The sequence below is a fragment of the Plantactinospora sp. WMMB782 genome (genome assembly GCF_049179135.1).
Classification (GTDB): domain Bacteria; phylum Actinomycetota; class Actinomycetes; order Mycobacteriales; family Micromonosporaceae; genus Plantactinospora.
In genome coordinates, this window is record NZ_JBMHMC010000007.1 from 352,392 (window position 1) to 374,340 (window position 21,949).

Here is a 21,949-nt window from a genome sequence, read left to right on the forward strand (position 1 = left end):
CACCGCCCGCCCGGCACAACCGGAAGACCGTACCGGGTGGGACGACGCCGGCCGATGACCCCTGCCCCGAGCAACCAGGAGACGAGATGGTACGCGCCATCGATCCACATGACGTCCGAGCCACCACACACGCCTGGGAGGTGGAGACCGGGCAACTGCGGGTGAGGGCCGGCAGGCACCTCGCCGTCGACGGGCTCGACCTCGCCCTCGGCACCGGCGTGCACGGGCTGCTCGGGCCGAACGGCGCCGGCAAGACGACCCTGATGCGCGCCCTCGCCACGGTGGTCAAGCCGACCGGCGGCACGCTGCGGCTGCTCGGCCAGGACGCCGCCGCCGGCCGGGGACTGCGCGACGTGCGCGGCCGACTGGGGTACCTGCCCCAGCAGCTCGGCTTCTATCCCCGGTTCACGGTGCGCGACTACGTCGAGTACATGGCCTGGCTGCGCGACATGCCCTCGTCCGCGGTACCCGGTGCGGCGCAGCGCGCCATCGAACGGGTACACCTGGCCGACCGCGCCGACTCCAGGCTCAAGTCCCTGTCCGGCGGCATGCTGCGCCGCGCCGGCATCGCGCAGGCGATCGTCAACGAACCGGAGCTGCTGCTGCTCGACGAGCCGACCGTCGGCCTGGACCCGGAGCAGCGGGTCGAGTTCCGTGACCTGATCCGGGAACTGGGCGCGACGAGCTGCGTCGTGGTCTCCACCCATCTGGTCGAGGACGTGGTGGCCGCCTGCTCCGACGTCCTGCTGCTGGACCACGGCACCCTGGTCTTCCAGGGCGTACCCGCGGACCTGGCCCGGTTCGGCGCGGCCGGCGGCGTCGGGGACAGCCCTGCCGAACGCGGCTACTCGCACCTGCTGCGGCAGCACCGGAGCGCGTCGTGATCCGGGTCGTCCGTGCGGAGCTGCTCCGCTCCACCGCGAAGAGCCTGGCGATCCTGCTCTTCGGCGTCTTCGCCCTCAGCGCCGCCGCGATGTACCGCGCCTGGTGGGCGCAGTGGCTGGTGTTCACCTACGTCGAGACCACCACGCTCTTCCTGGCCGTACCGCTGGCGCTGGCCGGAGGCGCGCTGATCGGACGCCGCGACCGGCGCACCGGCGCCGCCGAGCTGATCGCCAGCACCGGGCGCCCGCGCTGGCAGCGGGTGACCCCGACGATGGCCGCCACCGCTGTCGGGGTCGCGGCCGCGCACCTGCTCTTCCTCGCGCTCGCCGGCACGCTCGTCGCGGTGACCGGCAGCTACCTCGGCCCGGCCGGCATCCCGACCGTGCTGATCGACACGGCACTGCTCGTCGGCGCCGCCTGGGCCGGGGTCGCCGCCGGCCGGGCCTGGGCGTCGCCCCTGCTGCCGCCGATGCTCGCGGCGGCGGCGCTGGCCGTGCAGCTCGGCGTCGACGTGGTGGCGTTGCCGACCGCGAACCCGAGTCCGTGGCGGAACCTGAACCTCGTGGTGCAGCCTGCGGAGTTTCCGTGGGAGGACGCGACCTGGCGGGCCCTGCTCGGCCGCCTGGCGCTCGGCGCCGGACTCGCGGTGGGCGGCTTCCTGCTGGTCGCGACCAGGTCGTGGTGGTACCGGGGAGTGGGCACCGCGGCGCTCGCCGCCGGCGTGGCCGGCCTGCTCCTCGTCACGCCCTCCGGGCAGACGAACCGGTACCGGGTGGAGCCGTCGGCGCAGCGGGTGGTCTGCGCCGACGACGCCCCGGAGGTCTGCGTGACAGCGGTACACGCCTACGCCCTGCCCGGGATCGTCCCGGACGTCCGCCGCGCGCTCACCGCACTCGCGAAATTGCCGGACGCACCCACCCGGGCGGCGGAGTTCCGACCGGACACCCCGGGTACGTTCAGCACCAACCAGTTCTGGACGGGCCAGCCGACGAGCGACCCCGGTACGGTGCTGTTCGTCCTGGAGTTGGTCGGCACCAGCCGGACGGACCCGGACCTGGCGGCGAGCATCGTCTACGGCGCCGGCACCCGCTGGAACGGGTGTGCCCAGGACGACGATGTCGCCAAGGCCGCCGCCGGGGCGTGGCTGCTCGGCACCGACGACCTGCGGATCGTGGAGGACGGCTGGGAGTACCCGGACGAACTCCGGCAGGAGATCCGGGACACCGTGCGGCAGCTGCGTGCCGTGCCCGAGACCGAACAGCTCCGCCGGGTGACCGCGCTGCGGGAGGCCGCGAACCGGTGTGAACCCGACCTGCTGACGCTGCTCACCGGCAGCGAGGGCGTCTCGTGACCGTCTCGGCGTCCGCTGCCGGCGGCCGAGGCTGGCTCCCGCTCGGCCGGGGCTGGCTCCCGCTGTACCTGCGGTCCCGGCGGGTACCGCTCGCGGTGGCCGTGTCGGTCGGCGCGGTCGCGGCCGTCTCGGCCGCGTGGGTGGGCGTCACCGACCAGCCCCGGGTCCACCAGAGCCTCGCCGTGCTCACGGTCGCACTGGCGGCCGCCCCGGTCATCCCCACCCTCGCCGGGGACGACGCCGCGCTGGAGAAGACCGCCGCACTGCGCTGGCCGCCACGCCGCGCACTGCACCTGCTCACGGCCGCGGCGGTCGTCGCCGGGGTACTGGTCGCCGCCCGACTCGCCGGCACCGACTTCGGTCCGGCCGGGCAGATCGCGCGCAACAGCGCCGGGCTGGTCGGCCTGCTCGGCCTCGGTACGGCGCTCGCCGGCACCTCGTGGTCGTGGCAGGCGCCGTTCAGCTGGGCCGCGGCGCAGTGCTTCGTGCCGCTGCCGGACGGCCCACCCTGGCGGCAGGCGCTGCTGTGGATGGTCCAGCCGCCGGAAAGCCGCACGGCAGCCGTCACCGCCGGGGCGCTGCTCCTCGCCGGCCTCCTCGGGTACGCCGCGCGGGTCGGCCCTCCGCCCTCCGCCGCCGAGACGGCGATGGGCCAGTAGGCACGCCCCCGGGGGTCGGGCCGGCGCCAGCCGAACCGACCCCGGGTCGTCAGGGTCCTACCGGTGTCCCGGATGCCCGAGCAGTGGGGCAGCTTAGCGACGGCGGCCACGCTACTCCCGGCGGCGCGGACCCGCCCCTGCGGTGACAGACGCGGATGCCGATGGGCCGCACTGGTCCCGGCCCTGGCGCCGGGGATCGGTGCGGCCCCGCACTGTCGCACCCGCCGGATGGCGGCCGAGGACCCGCCCTGGCACACTCGGCGCCGTGCTGCCCACCATCACGTTACGCAACGTCGGGACCGCCGCCGTCACGGTCGGACTGCTCGTCGCCGTACTCACCCTCGGCACCAGCACCGACCGGCCGTTCATCCTGGCGCTGCTCCTGGTGCTCCTCGGCACCGGTCTTCGGTTGGAGGCGGCCATCCGCGCCCGGAACACGAGTCCGGAGGACGGCGTCAGCCGCTGACCGGGGCTGGAAGGTCAGCCGGCGGCCGGCAACAGCAGGTCGGCGCGGATCGGGAAATGGTCGCTGGCCCGCCGGGTCTGCGCGGTGTCCACCACGTCGTAGTCGAGCACCTCGATCCCGGGGCCGACGAAGAGCCCGTCGATCCGGTCGCGCGGCTCCCGGCACGGGAAGGTGCACAGGTCCTCGCCGCCAGCCGCCACCGCCGCGTCGGTCAGTCCGTCGGCCACCGTACGCCAGGCACCGCCGCCCGAGTTCTCGTTCAGGTCGGCCCCGACCACCACCGGCAGCCGCAGGGCGGTCAACTCCTGTTTGAGCAGGGCCGCCTGGTGCGGGCGCTCGGCCGGGTCGGTGGAGAGGTGCGAGCCGGCCAGCACGAAGCGGGCCGCCCCGATCCCGCACTCGGCGAAGACCGCACCCCGCAGGTGCCGGCCCGGCGTCAACGGGAACTGCTGGCACCAGGTGCGGTAGACCCGGACCCGCAGGCTGGTCAGCAGCAGGTTGCCGAGCGCCGGCAGGCCGCCGGCCGCCACCACCAGCCCGAACCGGTCGGCCAGGGCGGCACACCTGTGCCGCCAGCGGAACCGGCGCGGCGCCTCCTGCACGATCACCACGTCGGGCGCCAGCGCCCGGACCGCCCCGGCCAGCGCGTCGGTGTCGTCCCGCTGGCCGTGCACGTTGTAGGAGAGCACCCGAAGGCGCACCGCTGACGTCTGCCCGCCGGAGGACTGTTGCTGACCCACGCCGTACCCCTTGCTCGTCGGTTCCGCTCCGCCCCCGCCGGTGCCCGGCTAGCGGCGGCGGGCCAGGTCGGCGGCACCGACCATGCCGGCCGAGTTGCCCAGCTCGGCGGGGCGGATCTCGGCCACCGGAATTGTGGCACGCGCGGCGAGAGCGTCCAGGTAGGACCGACGTGTCGGACCCATCAGCAGCTCACCCGCCTCCACCACACCGCCGCCGACGACCAGTAGCTGCGGGTCGAGGATCTGCGCCATGTCGGCCAGCCCGACGCCGAGCCAGTTCCCGATCTGGGCGAAGGCCGTGCCGGAGACCGGGTCACCGGAGCGGGCGGCGGCGGTCACCATCGGTCCGGTGATCGCCTCGACGTCACCGCCGGCCAGGTCGAGCAGGATGGTGGCCCGCGTGGGTTCCTGCCGCGCGCCGGCCCGGGCGAACCGGACCAGGGCGTTGCCGCTGGCGTACTGCTCGATGCAGCCGAGCCGGCCGCAGCCGCAGACGTGGCCGTCCGGCACCGAGAGCATGTGCCCGAGTTCGGCGGCGATGCCGTGCGCACCGCGCAGCAACTCCCCGCCGAGCACGATGCCCCCGCCGACCCCGGTGCCGATGGTGAACAGCACCATCGAGTCGTCGGCGTCCCGGGCCGCTCCGTAGCGGAACTCCGCCCAGGCCGCCACGTTGGCGTCGTTCTCCACGATCACCGGCAGCCCGACGGCGTTGCCGACGAAGTCCCGCAGCGGCTCGTCCCGCCAGGCGATGTTCGGGGCGAACAGCACCGTGGAGCGGGCGGCGTCGATCCAGCCGGCGGCGCCGATGCCGACGGCGGTCACCTCGTACTCGGCGGTCAACTCCTTGACGACCTCGACGATCACGTCACGGGTCCCGGCCACGTCCTCGGCGGGAGTTTCCCGGCGTGTCTGCGCCCGCACCACACCGTCGACGTCGACCACCCCGGCGGCCACCTTGGTACCCCCGACGTCGACTCCGATGGTCAGCGTCACCGAGCCGCTCCCCTCTGCCACACCGCGCCCACGCGGTCACCGTCCCGCCACTGCCGCCGTACCGTGCCGTTCCGCCCGGCGTCCACCGGCGGACCCGCCTCCGGTGGTCAGCCGTCCTCGCCGGGCGCGGCCTGCTCACCGGAGCCGGTGGCAGCCGGTTCCTCCGGGGACCGCGACGCGGGCACCGGTGGTCGACCGGTGGCCGGCGGCGCGGCGGACCGGGTCGGCTCCGCCCCGGCCGGGTTCGCCCGGTCCGGACCGGTGGTCGTCCCGGTCTCCCGGGTTCCGGCCTCGGCACGGGTGGCGGCCGCCCAGACGTCGCCGGGCGTGTCCGTCGGCCACGAATCATGCCTGGTACCGGTCGCCTCGCGCCACACGGTGTCCCGCCACCGGCCCGGTGTGTCACCCGGCGACGCCCCGGCCGGCTCGGCCCCGCCGCCCGGCGCCTGCGCCGCACCGGCCGGTCCGGTGATCGAGGAGAGTGCGCGCAGCAGGCTCGCCACCCCGGCGGCGAAGTCCCCGGCACCGGTGGCGAGTCGTCCGGCCAGTTCCGGGCTCGGGTCCCGCAGCGCGGCGATCGACCGACAGACCGGGCAGACGCAGCATTCGGGATCACCTGTGGCAAAGCCGGCCCCGAACGAGCCGGTACCGGCCTCCGGCCGCCCGCCCTGCCCGGCCCCCGGCGGCACGTCGTCAGGCGACGGTGGCGGTGGCGGGACGGAGTCGCGAGGTTCCGGCGTGACCGGTTCGGGAGCGACGGGTTCCGGAGTGGCCGGCTCGGGAGCGACGGGTTCCGGGGTGTCCGGCCCTGGAGTGGCCGGCCCTGGAGTGGCCGGCCCTGGAGTGGCCGCCTCTGGAGTCGCTGATTCCGGGGTGGTTCGGCCAGGGCGGTCAGGGCGCGTCGGCACGCCGGCCTGGTCCAGTACGTCCGAGATCATCTGCCCGAACGACCCGAACGACCCGGCCCGGCCCCGCGCCTCGGCGGCGGCGGTCCGGGCCATTGCCAGCGCGGCGGCGACCAGCCGCTCCGCCTCCTCGCGGGCGGAACCCGGATCGGACGTTCCGGACGAACTTCTGTCTTCCATGATCGGCTCCCCACCCCCGGTCGGCTGCACAGCAGGGCCGGCGCCAGTCCGCGCTGCCGTCAACCCGCCCTGTTCAGAGTCTCCACCCGCCTCTTGAGCTGCGTCAGCGCGGCATCCATGATCATTTTTTCGGCCTTGCGCCGGAACATCCCCAGCATGCCGACCGACAGCTCGACCTCCAGGGTGTAGGTCACCGTCGAGGTGCCGTCCCCGTTGTCCTCGATGTCGTACGACCCGTTCTGCACCCTCTGCATCCGCGAGGGCTCCACCAGGTGCCACTCGATCCGCGAGACGTCCTCGGCGTACTCGTACGCCAGCGTGTACTCGTCGGTCATCACCGAGGCGTCGAGTACGAACCGCACCCGGGCCGGATAGCCGTCCTCGTACTCCTCGGTCACCTCGACCCGCTTGACCGCGTCGGCCCACTCCGGGTAACGCGGAAAATCGCAGATGACCGCCGTCACCCGAGCCGGCGGCGCGGCGATCACGATCGACTGGGTGGAGGAATCCGCCATGCTCGGCAGGCTACCCCGCGATCGGGTGGGTCCGGCCGACCGCCTCGACCCGTTCGTTCCCACTCGACCCACCTGGCCGGGCGGTCGGAGGCGGTCGAAGGTAGGTTGCGGGTAGTCCGACCGGCCGAGGTGGCCCGGTCGGCGCGAGCACGAGGTCGATACGAGCACGAGGGAGTGCAGGTGCGCGAGTTCTCGGTTCCCCCGGCGGTCACGGTCGGGGACGCGGCCAACCTCACCGACCCGGTCTGGGACAACGCCGAGGAGGCCCCGGACAGCGTGCAGTTCGTCCGGCGGACGGTGGACGCCGCCGGTCGGCAGGGCGGCTGGGCCGACGTGACCTGCCGGCAGTTCCGCGCCGAGGTGGTGGCGCTGGCCCGCGGGTTCGTCGCCGCCGGGATCAACCCCGGCGACCGGGTGGGCCTGATGAGCCGTACCCGGTACGAGTGGACCCTCGTCGACTACGCGATCTGGGCGGCCGGCGGGGTGACCGTGCCGATCTACGAGACCTCCAGCCCGGAGCAGGTCGCCTGGATCCTCTCCGACTCCGGCGCGGTCGGCTGCGTGCTGGAGACCAACGGGCACGCCATGGCGCTGTCCGGGCTCCGGGACCAACTGCCGAAGCTGGAGCAGGTCTGGCAGCTCGAACTCGGCGGTCTCGACGAGCTGGTGGCACTCGGCGAGCGGGTCGACCCGGCCGAGATCGAGGTACGCCGCAAGGCGGTCAGGGCGGCCGACATCGCCACCATCATCTACACCAGCGGCACCACCGGGCGGCCCAAAGGCTGCGTACTGACCCACCGGAACCTGCTCGCGGACATCTGCAACGCCATCCCGGTGCTGCCGAACCTCTTCAACGAGGGCGCCTCGACGCTGCTCTTCCTGCCGCTGGCCCACTCGTTCGCCCGGCTGATCCAGATCGGCACGGTCCGGGCCCGGACCACCGTGGCGCACAGCGCCGAGGTGAAGAACCTGGTCGACGAGCTGAAGGAGTTCAAGCCCAGCTTCGTGCTCTCGGTCCCCCGGGTCTTCGAGAAGGTCTACACCGGCGCGGCGCAGAAGGCGGCCCAGGAGGGCAAGGGCAAGATCTTCGGCCGGGCCGAGCAGGTGGCGATCGCGTACAGCCAGGCCCTGGACACCCCGTCCGGGCCGAGCCTGGGCCTGCGGCTGCGGCACCGGGTCTTCGACCGGCTGGTCTACCGCAAGCTCCGGGCCGCGCTCGGCGGGCGCTGCCAGAACGCGATCTCCGGCGGAGCTCCGCTCGGCGCCCGGCTCGGGCACTTCTTCCGGGGCGTCGGGGTGCAGGTCTACGAGGGGTACGGCCTGACCGAGACCTCCCCGGCGGTCGCGGTGAACCTGCCCGGCGCGATCCGGATCGGCACGGTCGGCCGGCCGCTGCCCGGGGTGACCGTCCGGATCGCCGACGACGGCGAGATCCTGATCAAGGGCGACGTGGTGTTCCAGGGCTACTGGAACAACCCGGAGGCGACCGCCGAGGTACTCACCCCGGACGGCTGGTTCCGCAGCGGTGACCTGGGCGAACTCGACAACGACGGCTACCTCTGCATCACCGGGCGGAAGAAGGAGATCATCGTCACGGCGAACGGCAAGAACGTCGCCCCGGCCGTACTGGAGGACCGGATCCGGGCGCACCCGCTGGTCAGCCAGTGCATGGTGGTCGGCGACCGGCGGCCCTTCGTCGCCGCGCTGGTCACCATCGACGAGGAGGCGCTGCCGGCCTGGCTGCGCGGGCACGGCCGCCCGACGGACACCCCGGTCGAGAAGCTGCGGGACGACCCGGACCTGCGCAGGGAGATCCAGAACGCCGTGGACGAGGCCAACCAGGCGGTGTCCCGGGCCGAGTCGATCCGCCAGTTCCGGATCCTGCCCCGGGACTTCACCGAGGCGACCGGCGAGCTGACCCCGTCGATGAAGGTCAAGCGCGGCGTCGTGCAGGACACGTACTCGGCGGACATCGCCGAGATCTACGGCGACTGACTACCATCCGTCAGGTGCCCGCCTCGACCTCCGGCCTCCCCCGTCCGCATCCCCTCGCGGCGGCGGCGCGGGTCGTCATGCTCGCGCTCGTCGCGGTGCTCACGCTGATCGCCACCCGGGAGCCGGGGCAACTGCGCTGGGTGGCCCTGCTCGCCGTGGCCGGCATTCCGGCGGTAATGGCTCCCCGGCACCGGGTGCTGGCCCCGCTGGGCCGGTTCGCCGAGGTCGTCCTGGTGGGGCTGGCCGCCGGCCAGGTCGCCGCGGCGGCGAACATCGGTACCCCGATGCCCGGGGTCGGTGCCTCGGCGATCCTGCCCTACCTGGCCGTACCGCTCACCGTGGCGGCGTTGCAGCGGCGGCACCGGGAGGGCATCGGACTGATCGCGGTGGCCGCCGCGACACTACTGCTCAGTGGCCTCTTCGCCGCCGGTGAGGACGGGCCGCAGATCAGCCAGGTCGGCTATCTGACCGTCGCGGCCCAGTGGGTGATCCTGGCCGCGCTGGGGCTCTTCGCGGCGGGTTCGCTGCAACGGATGGTGCAGGCCCGGGGCGAGCCCCGGCCGCAGCCGTACACCGAGGCGACCCGGCTGCTGACCCAGTTGCGCAGTGTGGCCCGGCAGCTTCCCGGCGCCACCCTCGACCCGGGCAGCATCTCCGAGCACCTGATCGAGGAGTTGCGCGGGGTCACCCGGGCGGACCGGGCGGCGGTGCTCTCCGCCAGCGGCGGCGGCCGGCTGGTGGTGCTCGCCCAGGCCGGGGTGGACCGGGTCGACTGGGAGACGACGCTGGACGCCGACTCGGCGATCGCCGACGCCTGGGCGAGTCAGCAACCCCAGACGGCACACCGGTCACAGGCCCGCTCGCACCCGGGCGGCGAGGTGTCGGCACTCGTCGTTCCGCTTGTCGCCGGGGTACGCACGGTCGGCCTGGTCACCCTGGAGGCCGACGTCACCGGCGCCTACCCGCCGCCGGTGGTGGCCCAGGTGACCGCGCTGACCCGACCGGCGGCGCTCCGGCTGGAGGCGGCGCTGCTCTTCGACGAGGTACGTTCGCTGGCCACCAACGAGGAGCGGCAGCGACTCGCCCGGGAGATCCACGACGGGGTGGCCCAGGAACTCGTGATGGTCGGTTACGGCATCGACAACGCCCTGGCCACCCTTCCCGAGGACGCCACCGACACCGCCGAGGAGCTGCGTACGCTGCGCGGTGAGGTGACCCGGGTGATCACCGAGCTGCGGCTGAGCCTGTTCGAGCTGCGCAGCGAGGTGGACCGGCACGGCGGGCTCGCCGCCGCCATCGCCGAGTACGCCCGCACCGTCGGCGCCTCCGCCGGTCTGCGGGTGCACTACACCCTCGACGAGTCCACCGCCCGGCTGCCGGCGGCGACCGAGGCGGAGTTGCTGCGCATCGCGCAGGAGGCGATCACGAACGCCCGCAAGCACGCCGGAGCGTCGAATCTCTGGGTCACCTGTGCCGTGGACCCCCCATTCGCCCAGATTGAAGTGTCGGATGATGGTCAGGGCATCGCTGACCAGCGGCCCGATGGCAGGTATGGTCTTGCGATCATGGCGGAGAGGGCGGAACGTATCCGGGGCCGGCTAGAGATCAGTCCGCGACACCCCAGCGGCACGACGGTGGCCGTGGTGCTCGGAACCTCGTCCCGGCGCGATAACGTGCGCGATAGCGTCACCGCATCAGAAGGGGAGTAACCCGAGCATGACCACCAGCCCCACGCCGACCACTCGGACCAAGGTCCTGCTCGTCGACGATCATGACCTGATCCGCAAGGGCCTGCGGCACGCGTTCGAGCGGGACCGGCAGTTCGAGGTCGTCGGCGAGGCCGCCACCGCTGCCGAGGGGGTGCGACAGGCCGGCGCCCTGCAACCCGATGTAGTGATCATGGACCTCCGGCTGCCCGACGGCAGCGGCCTGGAGGCGACCCGGGCGCTGCGCAAGTCCAGCGCCACCATGGGGATCGTGGTGCTCACCATGTACGCCGGTGACGACCAGCTCTTCGGTGCCCTGGAGGCCGGCGCCAGCGCCTTCGTGCCGAAGACCGCCCCCGCCGACGAGGTGGTCGCCGCCGCCCGGCACGCCGCCTCGTCGCCGAGTGCCTTCACCGCCGCCGACCTGGCCGAGGCGATGAAGCGCCGGCTCGCCCCGTCCGGCCCGCAGCTCTCGCCCCGGGAGGGGCAGGTGCTCCGCCTGCTCGCCGACGGGATGAGTGTCGCCGGCATCGCCAAGCAGCTCTTCGTCAGCGAGTCGACGGCCAAGACCCACATCTCGAAGCTCTACGAGAAGCTCGGCGCGGCCAACCGGGCGCAGGCCCTGATGACCGCGCTCCGGCTGGGTCTGCTGGAAGCGCCGGACGCCCCGAAGTTCTGAGAGCGTCATGCGTGGCCGCCCCGCGTCGCGGGGCGGCCACGCTGTGCGCGTGCTCGCTCTGCCCATCGCGAGCTCTGCCCATCGCGAGCTCTGCCCATCGCGAGCTCTGCCCATCGCGAGCTCTGCCCATCGCGAGCTCTGCCCCATCGTGAGGGAAGCGTCGAGCCGCCGTGCCCGACCTGCGCCGAGTCGTCCCGAATCCGCACCACGACACCGACGGCCAAGACATCGACGTAGGTAATTGACGTATGACGTATGACGAGGCTACCGTGATGCACTGGCTCGCAGGTCGGCCCATGCGCTGACACCACCCCGCTCCCGGACGCCGACCCTGCGGCAACGCGCGTCCCGTTCCGATCGCGCGTGGTCCCGATCGAAGGAGCAGTTCGATGAACGGTGAGGTTCGTCCCGCCTCCCCCGCCAGACGCCGTCGCCGGTCCTGGTTGGCCGCGGCCGGCGCGGCACTGCTGGCCGCCGGCACGCTCGTCGTGGTCAACATGGCGCCCGCCGCCGCCGCGACGGTGGACACCAACGCCTGGTACGTGCTTGTCAACCGGAACAGCGGCAAGGCCCTGGACCTGTACGGCCTGGCCACCAACGACGGCGCGCGGATCAGCCAGTGGACCCGCAACGACGGGGCCAACCAGCAGTGGCAGTTCGTCGACTCCGGCGGCGGCTACTACCGGCTGAAGTCCCGGCACTCCGGCAAGGTCCTCGACGTGTCGAACGCGTCGACCGCCGACGGCGGCGCGATCGTCCAGTGGTCCGACCACAACGGGACCAACCAGCAGTTCCGGCTCGCCGACTCCGACGGCGGCCACGTCCGGCTGCTCAACCGGAACAGCAACAAGGCGGTGGAGGTGCAGGGCGCCTCGACGGCCGACGGCGCGAACGTCGTGCAGTACGCCGACGGCAACGGAACCAACCAGCAGTGGCAGCTGTCCCGGATCGGCGGCGGCACCCCCACCACGCCACCGCCGGGCGGCGGCGACCCGGGCGCGGGATGCGGCAAGACCCCGACGCTGACCAGCGGAACGCACACCATCCAGAGCAACGGCCGGAGCCGCAGCTTCATCCTCAGGATCCCCGCCAACTACAACAACGCCAACCCCTACCGGCTGATGTTCGCGTTCCACTGGTGGGGCGGCACCGCCGGCGACGTGGCGTACGGCGGTGCGGACGGGGCCGCCTGGGCCTACTACGGGCAGCAGGAACAGTCCAACAACACCGCGATCCTGGTCGCACCCCAGGGCATCGACAACGGCTGGGCCAACTCCGGCGGCCAGGACCTCACCTTCGTCGACGACATGATCCGCCGGATCGAGAGCGACCTCTGCGTCAATACGGCACAGCGCTTCGCCCTCGGTTTCAGCTACGGCGGTTCCATGAGCTACGCGCTCGCCTGTGCCCGGCCGACCGTCTTCCGGGCCGTCACCGTCTACGGCGCCCCCGGACTGCTCAGCGGCTGCACCGGCGGCACCCAGCCGGTCGCGTACTTCGGGATCCACGGCATCTCCGACAACATCGCCGGTGGGCGCTCGCTCCGGGACAGGTTCGTCAGCAACAACGGCTGCACCCCGCAGAGCCCGCGTGAGCCGGCGGCGGGCAGCCGCACCCACGTCACCACCGTCTACTCCGGCTGCCGGGCCGGATATCCGGTGCAGTGGGGCGCGTTCGACGGAGGACACACCCCCGGTCCGGTCGACGGCGGCGGCGACAGCGGCGCCCGGACCTGGACCAAGGGCGAGGTGTGGCGGTTCTTCTCGCAGTTCTAGGCACACCGGCCGAACCCGGGTGGGGCGGGTCGCCGGTCGGCAGGGTGTTCCAGCACCTTCGCCGGCCGGCAGCCCGCCCCTACCCGGGGACGCTCTCCCCGCCGGCCAGCAGCTCCGTCATCCGCTGCGCCTGCCGCTCCCAGCGCCACTCCCGCTCCACCCAGGCCCGGCCGGCGGCACCGAGGCGCCGGGCCAGCTCCGGGTCGGCGAGCAGCGCCGCGACCCGGTCGGCGAGCTGGCCGACGTTCCGGCCGTCGACGACGTACCCGGTCTCGCCCTCCCGGACCGCGTCCGGCGCCCCGCCGGAGTTGCCGGCCACCACCGGCAACCCGGTCGCGGACGCCTCCAGGTAGACGATGCCCAGGCCCTCCACGTCCAGCCCGCCGTTGCGGGTCCGGCACGGCATCGCGTAGACGTTCCCGGCCGCGTAGTGCGCCGGCAGCTCGGCGGTCGGCACCGAACCGGTGAAGACCACGTCCGCGGCGACCCCCACCCGCCGGGCCAGCTTCTCCAGCGCGCCCCGGTACGGCCCACCGCCGACCACCAGCAGCACCGCCCCGGGCACCCGGCGACGGATCTCCGGCAGTGCCCGGACCAGCGTGTCCTGCCCCTTGCGCGGCACCAGCCGGGAGACGCAGACCACCACCGGCCGGTCATCCAGCCGGTGCCGGGCCCGGACCTGCGCACCGTCCACGTCCGGGTGGTAGACGTCGACGTCCACCCCGGGCGCCAGCCGGCGCAGCTCGGTGCGCCCACGCAGCACCCGATCCAGCCGGACCCGGGTGTACTCGCCGAGATAGGTGGTGACGTCCACACCGTCGCCGATCCGGCGCAGTGCCGTACGAGCACCCGGCAGGGCCGCCCAGCCGACCTCGTGACCGTGCGTCTGGGCCACCGCCCGGACGATGCCGGCCCGGCGGCGCAACCCGGCGGCGAGCAGCCCCAGCGGGGCCGCCGCGCCGAACCAGACGGTGTCGCAGTCGTACGCCCTGGCCAGCTCCGCCGCCCGCCGGGCGACGTGCCGGGTCGGCAGCAGCATCCCGGTCGGCTCCCGGACCACCTCGAAGGGCTGGTCGGCGTCGAACTTGTCGGCGCCACGCCAGGTCGACGCGTACACCACCACCGAGCCGGGCGGCTGCCGGACGGCGAGACCGTGCACGAAGGACTGGATCCCGCCGGGGCGGGGCGGGAAGTCGTTCGTGACGAGCAGAGTCCTGGTCAACCGCCGGCTCCTCGGGCGTACGCGCGGGCCGCGGCCATGCGCTGCACTGTGGATGGATGACTCGCCCGGAACAGGTATTCCCACCGGGGCGGGTCGGGGTCGGCGAGGTTGGTGCTGGAGAGCCGCCGCTGCATCGCCTCGAAGGCGGCCGGATCACCGGTCAGGGCCAGGGCGTGCGCGTCGGCCCGTGCCTCGACCTGCCGGGAGACCCAGGCCTGGGCCGGTGACGCCAGCAGACCGGCCACCGTCACCAGGGCCAACAGCAGCGGGAACGCCCGTGGCTCGGCCACCGAGTCGACCCCGGCGGCCCGCAACAGCGCACCGGCGGAGCCGAGCAGGTAGAGCGCGACGACCGCCGCCGCCGCGCCGAGCGCACCGGTGAGGGTGCCGGTGAGCACGTCCCGGTCCTTGGCGTGGCCGAGCTCGTGCGCGACCACGCTGGCCACCTCGGCCGGCGGCGCCTCCCGCAGCAGGGTGTCGTAGACGACGATCCGCCGGGTCGGCCCGAACCCGGAGACGTACGCGTTCACCGCCCGGGTCCGCCGGGACGCGTCGGCGACCAGCACGTCCTTCACCGGTACGCCGTCGGCCTCGGCCAGTGCCATCAGCTCGACGCGCAGCGGCCCCGGCTCCATCGGGGTGAACCGGTTGAAGATCGGCTCCACCAGCACCGGCAGCACGAACGAGCCGAGCGTGACCAGCACCGCCGCGCCGAGCGCCCCGAACGCCCACCACCACCTCGGGGCGAACCGGGTCACCGCGTAGAAGCCGAGCAGCGCCACCGCGCCGATCACGGCACTTACCGCGTACGACTTCAGCAGGTCGACGGTCCAGCCGCCCCAGCCCTGGGTGGAGAGCCCGTAGCGCGCCACCACGGCGTGCCGCCAGGCGGCGAACGGCAGGGTCACCAGGTCGGCGACCAGCACCACGGCGAGACCGCCGAGCACGGCCTGGGCGATCCAGTTGTCGCCGAACGGGCGCCCGACCAGGGCGATCAGCTTCGCGCCGAGCGGGGTGAGGCCGAGCAGCAGGGCGACCACCAGCCCGACGGCCAGCGCGGCGTAGCCGCCCGGACGCAGCGCGGCGGCGAAGGCCCGGCCCCTGGCCACGTCGGCCGGGTCCAGCTCGTCGAGCGCGGCGAGCTGGTCGGCGCGGGGCGCCGGCGGGCGGTGCCACGGCACCAGCAGCACCGTGGCCGCGACGAGCAGCAACAGGAGGGCGACAAGGGTCAGGCCGGCCCAGGCACGCGGCGTCACGGTGTCGCCCGTACCCACTCGGTCATCCGCTCCGCCCTCCGATCGCGCGGCCAATCCTATGCCCGGAGCGGGCCGGCGCGTTGCGGGGCGGGCTACGCGACCCGGCGTCGGCGCCGGTTGGCGAGCCGCACCGGTGCCGAGACCGGCGCGTCCAGGATCTCGACGTCGAAGCCGGCCCGGGTGAAGACCTCGATCGCGTGCATCTCGTCGGCGGTCAGTGCGGCCTGCCCGGGTGGCTGGTCCAGCAGGGCGCTCACCAGGCACCCGGAACAGGCCGCACCCCCTCGGGGGCAACTGTCGCAGTCGATGAGCATCTGCGCTCTCCTCATAACAGCGGGCAACGGTGGAGGTCAGCAGGCAGCCACCGTCCGTGACTTCGACGCTAGGACAGGGGTACGACAAAACCTGCGTTGCCGCCCAACGCCCCCATCCAGCTGATCAACGGACGTAAGGGTCAGCCCGGCTGGCCGGGCCGTTCAGAGCAGCGAGCGGGGCGGCTGGTCAGGAGCGGGCGAGGCGGCGGAGCAGGGCGTCCGCGCCGAGCGGGTAGGCGCCGTGCCGGCGTACGCCGTCGGCGACCTCGCGGTCGGAGGAGACCACCACGACCGGCCGGCCCGCCGGCTCGGCCCGGACCAGCCGGCGGATCAGGTCGTCGGCGGTCTCCCCCTTCCGGGAGAAGAGCACCCGTACGCCGCGCGGCGCGGGCGGCAGCCCGTGCACCCGCTCGGCACCGTCGAAGACCACCGTCACCTCGTCCCCGGTCTGCGCCGCGATGCCGCCCAACCCGGTGATCAGGCGCTTGCGCTGCTGCTCCAGGGACATGTCGCCGAAGCCCCGCTTGGTGACGTTGTAGCCGTCCACCACCAGGTGTGCCCGGGGCAGCGCCAGCAGCTCGTCGAGCCGGGCCGGGTCGTCCGCGTCCAGCGCCCGGGCCGAGTTCGCCGCCGCCGGGCGCTCGGCGAACGCGTCGGCGACGTAGTCGGCCGGCAACCGGTCGGCGGGATCGAGGGCGAGTTCCCGGCGCAGCCCCACGGCGGCCCGGCCGATCGTCTCCAGCAGCAGCCAGAGCCGGGCGTCGTCGACCGAGCGGGCTTCCTTGGCGGTCTGCCGGACCGCGCCCGCGGCCGCCTCCGCCTCGGCCAGCCGGGCGCGGATCCGGCGCAGTTCCGCCTCGTGGTCGGCCGCCGCCCGGCCGGCCCGGCCCTTCTCGGTGGCCAGCAGCTCGGCCGCCCGCCGCTGCCCGGCCTGTGCCTCCCGCAGCGTCCGGCCCAGCACCCGGTTCTCCTCCCGGAGCTGGCCCATCTCCTCGCGCAGCCGGGCCACCTCGTCGCGCAGCTTGTCCGCCTCCACCTTCGCCACCGCACGGTCGTGCTCGGCGCGGGTGGCCCGCTGTTCGGCCTCCCGGACCAGTTCGGCGACGACCGCGCTGTCCGCCTCGGCCTGGACCGCCGCACCGGCGTCGGAGACCAGGTCCCGCCAGCCCGGCGGGCGGGTCAGGTAGGCCAGCGCGGCGACCTCCACCGGGTCGGCGGCGGCCGGACTTCCTCCGGAGACCACCACCGAACCGAGTTCGCCGGCCTCGGCGAGCACCCGGCTGGCCACCCGCTGCCGGAACAGCGGATCGGCGGCGAGCTGGGTGGCGATCGGACCACCGCCGAGCCGGGCCCGCCGGTTCGGCGCGAACTTGGCGACCCGGCGCAGCGGCGGCGGCAGCTCCTCGGCGGGCAGCGTCGGCAGCGCGGCGGCGGCCAGGCTGACGATCCGGGCCCGGACCGGCTCCGGCAGCGTCGGCTCCGGCTCCCCCGCCTCCCCGGCCCCCGGCCCGGCACCGTCCGGCGGGTCGCCGCCAGCCGGATCACCGTCCGGCCCGACACCTTCCGACGGGTCACCGCCAGCCGGATCACCGTCCGGCCCGACACCTTCCGACGGGTCACCGCCAGCCGGATCACCGGCGGTCGGATCGCCTGTGCGGGCGTCGCCGACGGAGCCGAGCGGGCTCTCCGGGATCGGGTCCGGGGCCTCCGCCCGGGGTACGGCCGGACGCGGCTCGTCGGTGCCGCCGTCCCGCCCGGGGGAGCCGGCACGCTGGGAGCGCGCGGGCTGCGCCGCCTCCTCGGGGAGGCGGTCGTCGGACGGTTCGGCGCGGGGCATGTCGCCAGTCTCCCACCGACACCCTACCGATCGCCCAACACCTCAGATGATCTCGCCCCGTCGGCCCCTGGTAACGACTGGTACGGATGATGCGTAAGTGTCGTACGTGCCGCCTACCCTGCCCGCCGTGGTCTCACCTCAATATGTCCAGGGCACGCTGGACGGCCTGTCGGACGGCACTCCCGGCTCGGACGGCTGGCCCGACGAGGCGCAGTCGCTGCGCGGGACCACATTCGTGGTCCTCGACCTGGAGACCACCGGAGGCGCCCCGGACGGCGGCGGGATCACCGAGATCGGCGCGGTGAAGGTGCGCGGCGGCGAGGAGCTGGGGGTGCTGGCCACCCTGGTCAACCCCGGTGAGCCGATTCCGCCGTTCATCACCGTGCTGACCGGGATCACCCAGGCGATGCTGCTGCCGGCCCCGCCGGTCGAGGAGGTGCTGCCGAGCCTGCTGGAGTTCCTCCGGGGTGCGGTGCTGGTCGCGCACAACGCCCCGTACGACGTGGGTTTCCTCAAGGCGGCCTGCGCCCGGCACGGCTACACCTGGCCGAATCCCCGGGTGCTGGACACGGCGGCGCTGGCCCGCCGGGTGCTCACCCGGGACGAGGTGCCCAACCGCAAGCTCGGCACCCTGGCGGCCTTCTTCCGCACCCCGCACCAGCCGACGCACCGGGCGCTGGCCGACGCCCGGGCCACCGTGGACGTGCTGCACGGGCTGATCGCCCGGCTCGGCGGGCACCGGGTGGAGACCCTCGGCGAGGCGATCGAGTTCGCCAGGGCGGTCACCCCGACCCAGCGCCGCAAGCGGCACCTCGCCGACGGCCTGCCCAGGGTGCCGGGGGTCTACATCTTCCGGGCCGCCGACGACCGGCCGCTCTACGTCGGCACCTCCGGCGACATCGCCACCCGGGTGCGCAGCTACTTCACCGCCGCCGAGAAGCGGGCCCGGATCTCCGAGATGCTGGCCGCCGCCGAGCGGGTCGAGGCGGTGGAGTGCGCCCACCCGCTGGAGGCGGAGGTCCGCGAGCTGCGGTTGATCGCGGCGCACGCCCCGCCGTACAACCGGCGGTCGAAGTTCCCGGAACGGGTGGTCTGGCTCAAGTTGACCTCGGAGCCGTACCCGCGACTGTCGCTGGTCCGGTCGCTGGGGCCGGACGACGCGGCCTATCTGGGCCCGTTCGGGTCCCGCCGGGCCGCCGAGCTGGCGGCGGCCGGGGTGCACGACGCGGTGCAGCTGCGCCAGTGCACCCCCCGGCTCTCGGTCCGGACCACCAGCCCGGCCTGCGCGCTGGCCGAGCTGGGTCGCTGCCCGGCACCCTGCGAGCACCGGATCTCGGTCGAGGAGTACGCGGCCCGCGCGGTCGAGCCGGTCCGCGCCGCGCTGGCCGACGATCCGGGGGTGGTCGTCGACGCGCTGCTGGCCCGGATCGGAACGCTGGCCGACACACAGCGTTACGAGGAGGCGGCGGTGGTCCGGAGCCGGCTCGCGGCGGTGCTCCGGGCGACCGTCCGGATGCAACGGTTGCTCGGGCTGGCCCGGATCGGCGAGCTCTCGGCCGCCCGGCGGGCCTCCGACGGCGGCTGGGAGATCGCGGTGATCCGGCACGGCCGGCTGGCCGGGGCCGGCACCGCGGCGCCGGGCGAGCCGCCCCGGCGGGTGCTCGACCTGGTCCGGGCCACCGCCGAGACGGTGCCGCCCGGTCACGGCCCGGTGCCGAACGCCACGGCCGAGGAGTCCGAACGCATCCTGTCCTGGTTGGAACGACCCGACACGCGGTTGGTCGAGACCTCGACCGGTTGGGCCTGCCCGGCCAGGGGTGCGGGGCGGTTCCGTGACCTGCTGGTCCGGGCCGAGGCAGCGTCGTCCCGACAACTCCCGACCGAACGCACATGAGCAAGTGACCGATCGGACGACCTTCACTCCTTTAGGCTGTTAGAGAAGTGCAGTCCTGCCCGATTTCGGGGCTTGCGTTCGCACCGGTGTTCCGGCGCGTCCATGGGCACCGGACGGGATGGTGAGCGAGGAGGTGGCTCCGCGTGGACCTCGAAGCCGGTCACGGTGCTGCCTTCGGAAGCACCCGCCCGACAGAGATCACGCTGAGTCGTCGGCTGCGCTCGCTGCTCTCCTGGCCGTCCGCTGAGGACGATCCGGTGACCCAACTCGTCCGGGCACACCGCAACGTGCACCCGAACGCCGACGTCGGGGTGCTGCGCCGCAGCTACGCCATTGCCGAGAGCATGCACCGGGGACAGTTCCGCAAGAGCGGCGACCCGTACATCACCCATCCGCTGGCGGTGGCGCAGATCTGCGCCGAGTTGGGGATGGACACGGTCACCCTGGTCGCCGCGCTGCTGCACGACACGGTGGAGGACACCCGCTACACCCTCCAGGCACTCACCGGCGACTTCGGACGCGAGGTGGCGCACCTGGTCGACGGGGTGACCAAGTTCGACAAGGCGTTCTACGGCAAGGCCGCCGAGGCCGAGACGATCCGCAAGATGATCATCGCGGCGGGCAAGGACGTCCGGGTGTTGATCATCAAGCTGGCGGACCGGCTGCACAACATGCGTACCCTGGACGCCCGCTCGCTCGCCTCCCGGGCCCGGATCGCCGGGGCCACCCAGGAGGTGCTGGTCCCGCTCTGCGACCGGCTCGGCATCCAGGCGCTCAAGCGCGACCTCGACGACGTGGTGCTGCGCCACCTCGAACCCGAGGCGTACGACCGGATCGACGAGTACGTGCGCAACCGGCCGGACTGGGCCAGCTATCTGGACGACGTGGTGGCCCAGGCCAAGGTGGTACTCCGGCGCGACAAGATCGTCTCCACGGTGCGCCGCCGGGACCGGCACTACTACTCGATCTGGAAGGACACCGTCGCCCGGGATCAGGCCGTCCCCTTCGACCTGCCCCGGATCGCCATCGTGGTCGACGGTCCGGACACCGACTGCTACGCCGCGCTCGGCTCGATCCACGGGCTCTGGCGGCCGGTCGCCGGCCGGTTCAAGGACTACATCGCCGCGCCGAAGAACAACCTCTACAAGTCCCTGCACACCACGGTGATCGGCCCCGGCGAGCGGATCGTCGAGGTACTGATCCGGACCAAGCAGATGGACCGCTGCGCCGAGTACGGCATCGCCGCCGACTACCGCTACCCGAAGCCCGGGGTGGACGCCGCCGGCAGCGCCGAACAGCTCGACTGGCTGCAACGGGTGCTCAACTGGGAACGGGACACCGCCGACCCGGCGCAGTTCCTCCAGTCGCTGCGCTGCGACCTGGCCGAGACGCAGATCCAGGTCTTCGCCGAGGGCCGGCAGATCGTCCTGCCGGCCGGTTCCACCCCGGTCGACCTGGCCTACGAGTTGGGGCCGCACCGCGGCGACCACTGCCTCGCCGCGAAGATCAACGGTCGGCTGGCGCCGCTCTCGTCGGAGCTGGACGAGGGCGACGTGGTCGAGATCTTCAGCGAGACCGACGCGCAGGGCGATTTCGACCTGGCGGTCGCCCCGCCGGGGCCGCGCAGGGAGTGGCTCGGCTTCGTCAAGTCGCCGCACGCGCAGATGCAGATCAACCGCTGGTTCGCCGAGCACCAGGAGCCGGCGATCTCCATCTCCGACAAGGTGCGGCTGGGCCGGGCCACCATCGGGCTGACGCTGCGCAAGCACGACCGCGGACTCGCCAACGACCTGCCGCTGCGCCGGCTGGCCGAGGAACAGGGCTATCCCGACCTGGAGACCCTGCTGGTCGCGGTGGTGGACCGGACGGTCGAGCCGGACACGGTGGTCGAGCAGCTGATCGCACTCGTGGACCACCAGGAGTGACCGGTCCGGGCCAGCGGGAGTGACCGGTCCGACCCAGCGGGACCGACTCGTCGTGCCCCGGGCCAACCGCCCGGCCGGTACGCCATCTAGCCTGGTTCGGTGACCCCCCGCCGTTCGCCGGCCCGCGCCGTCGGCTACAAGATCTTCTACCGTCTTCCCCTCGGGGTGCGCCGCCAGCTGGTCCGACTGGCGGTGCCGAAGTACATCGTCGGCGCGGTCACCCTGGTGCACGACGCCGAAGCGGCGGCACCGGGCCGGATCCTGCTGCTGCGCCAGCCCTCCAACCGGGGCTGGACCCTGCCGGCCGGGCTGCTCCAGCACCGTGAGGAGCCGCTGGTCGGTGCCGCCCGGGAACTGCACGAGGAGACCGGCATCAGGCTGCCGCTGGCCGAGTTCCGGCCGGCGGTGCCGAACGCGGTGGTGCACCTCAAGGGCTGGGTGGACATGGTCTTCGAGGTGGACGTGCCGGCCTCGACCACCGAACTGGTGGTCGACGGTGCCGAGGTCCTCGAGGCCGCCTGGCATCCGCTCGACGAACTGCCCCGGCTCAGCACCGCGACCGCCCGGCTGCTCGCCAACTACCGGATCGGCCCGCTCGTCGAGACCGACCCGGCCGACACACCGCCACCGTCGTGACCGCTCCCGACCC

Annotated in this window: 18 protein-coding genes and 1 pseudogene; 11 read left to right on the plus strand and 8 right to left on the minus strand. The window is 73.6% G+C overall.

Going from position 1 to position 21,949, the window contains the following annotated elements; genetic code table 11:
• Window positions 1–86 precede the first annotated feature (86 nt).
• The 4 genes from ACN28A_RS03450 to ACN28A_RS03465 all read left to right on the plus strand — a co-directional run bounded on the left by ACN28A_RS03450 (window position 87) and on the right by ACN28A_RS03465 (window position 3,361).
• The gene (locus ACN28A_RS03450) at window positions 87–884 is read left to right on the plus strand and encodes an ABC transporter ATP-binding protein (protein ID WP_421392226.1); all 798 of its coding nucleotides are present in this window, start codon (window positions 87–89) and stop codon (window positions 882–884) included.
• Window positions 881–2,236 carry a hypothetical protein gene (locus ACN28A_RS03455; protein WP_421392229.1) on the plus strand — a complete coding sequence of 452 codons (1,356 nt, stop codon included), beginning with the start codon at window positions 881–883 and terminating at the stop codon, window positions 2,234–2,236. The genes ACN28A_RS03450 and ACN28A_RS03455 overlap by 4 nt, the downstream gene beginning before the upstream one ends.
• Window positions 2,233–2,895, plus strand: coding sequence for a hypothetical protein (locus ACN28A_RS03460; protein ID WP_421392231.1), 663 nt, complete (start codon window positions 2,233–2,235; stop codon window positions 2,893–2,895). Before ACN28A_RS03455 ends, ACN28A_RS03460 begins: the two co-directional genes overlap by 4 nt.
• A 265-nt stretch (window positions 2,896–3,160) precedes the next feature.
• On the plus strand, window positions 3,161–3,361 hold the full coding sequence (locus ACN28A_RS03465) for a hypothetical protein (protein ID WP_421392233.1): 201 nt from the start codon (window positions 3,161–3,163) through the stop codon (window positions 3,359–3,361).
• A 14-nt stretch (window positions 3,362–3,375) separates the two neighbouring features.
• On the opposite strand, the gene ACN28A_RS03470 is transcribed toward ACN28A_RS03465, so the two are convergent.
• The 4 genes and pseudogenes from ACN28A_RS03470 to ACN28A_RS03485 form a co-directional block, all read right to left on the minus strand.
• Window positions 3,376–4,101 carry an endonuclease/exonuclease/phosphatase family protein gene (locus ACN28A_RS03470; protein WP_421392235.1) on the minus strand — a complete coding sequence of 242 codons (726 nt, stop codon included), beginning with the start codon at window positions 4,099–4,101 and terminating at the stop codon, window positions 3,376–3,378.
• A gap of 48 nt (window positions 4,102–4,149) precedes the next feature.
• The gene (locus tag ACN28A_RS03475) at window positions 4,150–5,097 is read right to left on the minus strand and encodes an ROK family glucokinase (protein ID WP_421392238.1); all 948 of its coding nucleotides are present in this window, start codon (window positions 5,095–5,097) and stop codon (window positions 4,150–4,152) included.
• A gap of 107 nt (window positions 5,098–5,204) precedes the next feature.
• A pseudogene (locus ACN28A_RS03480) lies at window positions 5,205–5,738 on the minus strand (hypothetical protein); the annotation flags it as partial.
• 503 nt (window positions 5,739–6,241) lie between these two features.
• Complete coding sequence (locus ACN28A_RS03485) at window positions 6,242–6,697, minus strand: SRPBCC family protein (protein WP_421392239.1); 456 nt, start codon at window positions 6,695–6,697, stop codon at window positions 6,242–6,244.
• A gap of 180 nt (window positions 6,698–6,877) precedes the next feature.
• Between ACN28A_RS03485 and ACN28A_RS03490 the strand changes: the two genes are divergently transcribed.
• The 4 genes from ACN28A_RS03490 (at window position 6,878) to ACN28A_RS03505 (ending at window position 12,852) form a co-directional block, all read left to right on the plus strand.
• On the plus strand, window positions 6,878–8,692 hold the full coding sequence (locus tag ACN28A_RS03490; protein WP_421392240.1) for an AMP-dependent synthetase/ligase: 1,815 nt from the start codon (window positions 6,878–6,880) through the stop codon (window positions 8,690–8,692).
• Between the two features lie 14 nt (window positions 8,693–8,706).
• Window positions 8,707–10,401, plus strand: a complete 1,695-nt coding sequence (locus ACN28A_RS03495; protein WP_421392242.1) for a GAF domain-containing sensor histidine kinase — start codon at window positions 8,707–8,709, stop codon at window positions 10,399–10,401.
• 7 nt (window positions 10,402–10,408) lie between these two features.
• A complete protein-coding gene (locus tag ACN28A_RS03500) occupies window positions 10,409–11,077 on the plus strand; it encodes a response regulator transcription factor (protein ID WP_130460771.1) in 669 nt (222 codons plus the stop codon).
• A 389-nt stretch (window positions 11,078–11,466) separates the two neighbouring features.
• Window positions 11,467–12,852, plus strand: a complete 1,386-nt coding sequence (locus ACN28A_RS03505; protein WP_421392244.1) for an RICIN domain-containing protein — start codon at window positions 11,467–11,469, stop codon at window positions 12,850–12,852.
• 79 nt (window positions 12,853–12,931) lie between these two features.
• Here the strand turns inward: ACN28A_RS03505 and ACN28A_RS03510 are convergent, their stop codons facing one another.
• The 4 genes from ACN28A_RS03510 to ACN28A_RS03525 all read right to left on the minus strand — a co-directional run bounded on the left by ACN28A_RS03510 (window position 12,932) and on the right by ACN28A_RS03525 (window position 17,481).
• Complete coding sequence (locus ACN28A_RS03510) at window positions 12,932–14,074, minus strand: glycosyltransferase family 4 protein (protein ID WP_421392246.1); 1,143 nt, start codon at window positions 14,072–14,074, stop codon at window positions 12,932–12,934.
• Entirely contained in the window at window positions 14,071–15,330 is a 1,260-nt protein-coding gene (locus ACN28A_RS03515) for a M48 family metallopeptidase (protein ID WP_421404121.1), read from the minus strand. The genes ACN28A_RS03510 and ACN28A_RS03515 overlap by 4 nt, the downstream gene beginning before the upstream one ends.
• A gap of 92 nt (window positions 15,331–15,422) precedes the next feature.
• A complete protein-coding gene (locus ACN28A_RS03520) occupies window positions 15,423–15,644 on the minus strand; it encodes a hypothetical protein (protein WP_421392249.1) in 222 nt (73 codons plus the stop codon).
• A 187-nt stretch (window positions 15,645–15,831) separates the two neighbouring features.
• Window positions 15,832–17,481, minus strand: a complete 1,650-nt coding sequence (locus tag ACN28A_RS03525; protein WP_421392250.1) for an NYN domain-containing protein — start codon at window positions 17,479–17,481, stop codon at window positions 15,832–15,834.
• A gap of 127 nt (window positions 17,482–17,608) precedes the next feature.
• Between ACN28A_RS03525 and ACN28A_RS03530 the strand changes: the two genes are divergently transcribed.
• The 3 genes from ACN28A_RS03530 (at window position 17,609) to ACN28A_RS03540 (ending at window position 21,936) form a co-directional block, all read left to right on the plus strand.
• Window positions 17,609–19,375: a DEDD exonuclease domain-containing protein gene (locus tag ACN28A_RS03530; protein ID WP_421392252.1), complete on the plus strand. Its 1,767-nt coding sequence runs from the start codon at window positions 17,609–17,611 to the stop codon at window positions 19,373–19,375.
• A gap of 143 nt (window positions 19,376–19,518) precedes the next feature.
• A complete protein-coding gene (locus tag ACN28A_RS03535; protein WP_421392254.1) occupies window positions 19,519–21,300 on the plus strand; it encodes a RelA/SpoT family protein in 1,782 nt (593 codons plus the stop codon).
• Between the two features lie 99 nt (window positions 21,301–21,399).
• Window positions 21,400–21,936, plus strand: coding sequence for an NUDIX hydrolase (locus tag ACN28A_RS03540; RefSeq protein WP_421392256.1), 537 nt, complete (start codon window positions 21,400–21,402; stop codon window positions 21,934–21,936).
• Window positions 21,937–21,949 lie beyond the last annotated feature (13 nt).